Origin of the sequence: uncultured Lactobacillus sp. (genome assembly GCF_945290125.1) — a bacterium.
In the GTDB taxonomy this organism is placed as follows: Bacteria; Bacillota; Bacilli; order Lactobacillales; family Lactobacillaceae; genus Lactobacillus; species Lactobacillus rizhaonensis.
The window spans coordinates 1-4,965 of record NZ_CALYQV010000092.1 but is presented as its reverse complement, the minus strand read 5'-3'; the positions used below and the strand labels follow the sequence as shown (position 1 = coordinate 4,965).

Below are 4,965 nucleotides of genomic sequence, written 5' to 3'. Positions count from 1 at the left end.
TAAAAACAACAGATGTTTATGATTTAAACCATCCCAAATTGTTGTAGTGGCACAATTACTTCCTATTTTTCTTTCATTAGACAATTTAAGATTCTTAATTACATTATTCTTTAATGATTTCCAAAGTTTTTCTGGCTTAAATTCATTTGATTTTTCCATTTGTTATTTCATAGCCTGCACTTTCGCTTCAATGAAGTTAATTTCATTATCAGAAAGATCATATTTTTTGTATAATTGTTGATCTATCTCATGTATCGACTTTAACCAATCAATATCAGAATTTGAAGTAAAATCTTGCATCGGAACTAAGCGCCATCTAGTTCTTGTATTATCTTGTGTAATTTTTAAAATTCCTAACATAATACGAGCAAATTTAGTTTTGATATATTTCATTACTGACTGAGCTTCATATTCTGAACCAAAGTTCCCAATACTAATAAAGGTCTGTGTATTACCAACAAATGGTTTACCAATAACAGGCGTACTTAAAGTTTCACCTAGGGCACCACTTCCATTAGCTTTAGGTACAAAAACCTTCCATCCTTTAAAGTTAGTATTATTTGTAACATAATCTGAACGAATATATCTCTTAACTCGTTTCAAATGACTTAGGCCAATAATCTCAACATAGTTAAAACGATCTTTAGGACGATCTTTAAAGAAAATATCATCTAGTTTATCAAATATATTACTTTTAAGATCATATTTATGCCCTCTGCTTAACCTACTCTCAGCAGTTGGATTTTCATAATGCATTTGATCTGTAAATTTATAGTTTTCTGGAGCATATACAATAGAATCAAGGCCAATGAAGTGTTTTCCAACAACCTTTTTCATTATTAACCTTAATTCCTGAAAAGGAATATATATACCGGCTGGAGTATTTTCTTCTTTAATTGATCCAAAAGATTTATTTATATCCCATAAAGAGATAATTACTCCACCCTTTATATCTGTATTAGGAAAAATATCATTACTTCTATTAAAAAATTTGATAACTTTAAAATGTGTATCACTTAACATTTTATTATTCCAAGCTTTTGGCGTACTTCCAGCATCAAAAATAAATCTAGCAGGTGTAATCAAAGTCACCAAATTTGATATTTTTTCAGATAAATCATAAAACTCATTATAAATTGGCGCATGAAAATTATCATTTTGTCCTTTTGATTCATCTTGATAAGGTGGGTTTCCGATTACAACATCAAATTTCATATTTCCAAATAAATCCTTAATCTTTTTAGCTTCTTCATTAATACTCTTTTTAGAGTCATCAACGATATTTTCAACATACTCCGCATTGATATCCCAATCAGAATGATAACCGGCTAAAGTTCTTTTAGCTATTTCTCTAGCCATTGGTGTTTTAGCAACTAAGAAAATATTTTCCCTTAAGATTCTTTGCCACAATAGCAGCTCATCTTCTAAATTGAACTTACCTGCACGTTGATCATTCATCTTTTGAAATTCTCGCCAATAAATCGAAGTAGCTACATACAAAGGATACAAACCTGTTTTGGAATTTATTTCCAAAACATGCGCATCCCTACTCAATGTTTTATCAGTATACTCGGTTTGAATCCAACGTCTAATAACTTTACCATCTTGATATGGTTGTTCAAAGTGCTTGTCGTAGAAAGATAGACCACCTATTGTCTTACCTAAATGCATATTAACAACGCGCCATGGAGTTAATACTGTTTCCTTATCAGGATTCCTAAAAGTACTGAAAATGTCTGCTAACTTATCAACTCTTTCAAGAGGATCACTACGGTCTAATTCTTTAACCTGTCGTCTTATAATCTTCCCGGCTTCAATGAAAACATCAGCATCATAGTACTTAATAAACTGGTTAAACAGCTCTTTAGTTATTCCTTTAGGCATGAATTCTTGCCAAGAAATATCATCAATATTATTAACAAATTTTCTGATTGAAACATCTTCATCAAACTTAATATCCATACCATAAATCATCATAGGAATTCTAATAGAAATACCTCGTAAGATCGAAATCATGGTACGACGTTGCTTTTTTAGCTTCTTAACCTTATCTATAGCAGCTTGTTCTTCTGGTGTTCTTTCTCTTGGCTTTTTCTTCCTACCTTTTTCAGCTTTATCGTATTCTTCTTCATCTAAGCCTTGATGATTAACATCAATCTTCATTGGTTTCTTATCTTTTTTAGTAGTACCAATGATACCTTTTAAATTGTTAAAGGCTTCTAAGTCTGCATCTTTAATCAATAGCAATTGGTCACTATAAATGGAATCATCGTCAAAACCGGTTCTTACAGCTTTTTCAGCATATGCACGTTTAATCTTTGCAAGTAATCTATCTACCTTAAATGGTTTCATTTGTTGGTTACTTTCACCAATAATTGGTAAAAAGTTCATCAACTTAGCCATTCTTTGACGCTGTTCCTTAGTTTGAATCTTACCAACGCCAGTAGCTAAACTAGTAGATTCAGCCATAACAGTTAAAGCACGATCTGGAGCAAAATCAAAGATATAACAATTCTCTTTTTTACCAAATTCTGGTGATGAATATGGTGTTTGTGCTCTAAAGGCAGCTTGTAAGTACTGCATAGCACTATTAGTATTGGACAAGAAAATTACCCCTGTCCATTCGGGAATAGTTGCCCCTGTAGTTAGTTTTCTTACCGTTAAGGTAATTGTCTTTTTACCTTCCTTATCAGCTTCTGCAATAGCTTTATTTTCAGCCTTAGCGTCATTATCAGTACCAAGCACTGTATCAGATTTATCATTTCTAACAACATTTAAAATCTTATATTCTGAACCAAAAACGGGATGCTGCTTCAATAAATCTTCTAACGCATTTGCTCCTTTAATTCCAGGTAAAATCCATAAAGTATGACGTAATCTATTTCTGAATTCACGTGTTGAAAAAGGATAATTAGTAGAACCTGGATTAGTAATATTATCTAGAAAATGCTTAACATCACTTTCATAAACAAACTTACCATTTTTGTCCGTTCTAAAGAATTCCTTGAAGTTAAAGGTATATTTATCAAAACCATCACCAGTAAACCGAGGGTCTTTAAAATGGGCATTCATTTCAAAAGTAAACATTGATACTTTAGGTAAACCAGAGTATGGATTTTCTACACCGGGATGCATTTTAGCCCAATTACTTTTAGCCTCTTGTTCCATAGTGTAGTCCCAAGTAAAGACATGATCTTCATCATAATCAGAAATAATATTGAAAGGTGTGCCTGAAAGATCTAATTCTTTAGTATGTTTTTTAACTACTAGATTTAAGATATTTTGAGTTAACTCTGTCTGTGTACCTTCATGCGCTTCATCAACTATCACTAAGTCCCAGTTAACCTTGAACAGCTCTCTATTTTTATCTGAAACTTTTCCGCCTACGGCTTCTGAACCACCTAAATCTTGAATACTTGCAAAATAAACATAAGGCTTTCCAGTTTGCTCTAAGTCAGTTATATCTTTATGTCCTTGCTTTTTAGAACCATAAATATAACCGGCATCTGGCATCCCTATCTTATTAAAGTCATCAAACCAACCATCATCAACAACTGGACGATGAGTCATAATCAGAACTTTTTGGTATTTTTCTTCTTTAATCAGTTTTAAAGCAGTTAAAGTCTTACCAAAGCGCATCTTGGCATTCCAAAGCATCTTTTGCCCTGATTTAAAACCAACTTTAGTTTTATCTACTGCTTCTTGTTGCTCCGGCCGTAAAACTATCTTTATTTTAGAAGGTGGAATAACTCCGTCTAAACTATCCTTACCCTCTTTTACAGCCTTGATAGCCTTTTTTGCAGTAGCTAAATCAGTTTCAAACCATTCATCACCTGCTAAATCTTGACTATGCTTAATCCCTGATCTTTCAAGTACATAGTGCACATCATGATCAGAGAACCACCAACCATCAGACTTACGATAGGCAAGTTCAGCCCATTCTAATTTAGCTGGTACTCCGGATGTCTTCATATATTGATTAATTCTCTTTTGAGCCCAATCACGTAAATAAGGACTGTTGTCAGAATTATCTTCAGCAAGATCACCAACACCTGTTTTTCCTACTTTTTGATTTCCTTCATAAACTTTAAATTTACCAGAAGAATTGTCTGCTGTTTGAATATAAATTAAATTCTTTTCGGAGCTAGAAGGTAGAGTAGTTGTTTGATATAAATGCTCTGCTTTTTCTGGTTCCTTGAAACTAGTTACATTAATCGATTCATCATAAAAAGCACCTACAAACCAAGCGGTTAAGGCAAATAACTGTTTTAATAATTTTAATGCCTCTTCTTTAGAACTATTTTCCAAAGTATGAGCTGCAACGTTACCTGGACCTTTAATGTCATAAAAGAGTTGTAGTGCATAATCGTCAATATAAGCACCTTGCTTTAATCTTTTTAGAATATTATCAAAAGTTTCACGATCACCTAGTTTAAGATATTTTTGATCAGCAACATCTCTAGCCATATTTTCAGCAATCGCACGAACAGCAATAAGTACACCAGGATAAATTCCCATCACGTAACTTAATTCAGCTTGAGTTGCTCTAGTATAATATTGTCTTGTTAATGCATCTTGATTAAGAAATTCAAAATTACTTTCCATGTCTACGTCCTGTATTCTGTTTATTCTAACAACTTAATTATACAAGACACACGGTTCAAATTCACTTAAACACACAAAAAAACGAGCTAAAAGCCCGCTATTAAGCCATTTTGGCACTCTCTAAAAATCAGAAAACTAATCACAAAAAGTACTTTGTGTGTTTTTGTGTGTTTATTTCAATTAATTCCTTTACTTTTTTATTCATTTCAAACTGTTTCAGTTTGTTTCAAAACAAATAAAAAGCCCATCAAATTAACACATTTAAGTATGAGTTGATAGACTTCAATTAATTTTAAGTATATAAATTATGCTGACTAGAGGATTCGAACCTCCGACCTCATCATTACTAGTGACGTGCTC

1 protein-coding gene is annotated in these 4,965 nt (G+C 32.5%); it reads right to left on the bottom strand.

Annotated features, from left to right (window positions below; translation table 11 throughout):
* Positions 1–162: 162 nt before the first annotated feature.
* Positions 163–4,605, bottom strand: coding sequence for an Eco57I restriction-modification methylase domain-containing protein (locus tag Q0K80_RS09830; protein WP_294605876.1), 4,443 nt, complete (start codon positions 4,603–4,605; stop codon positions 163–165).
* Positions 4,606–4,965 lie beyond the last annotated feature (360 nt).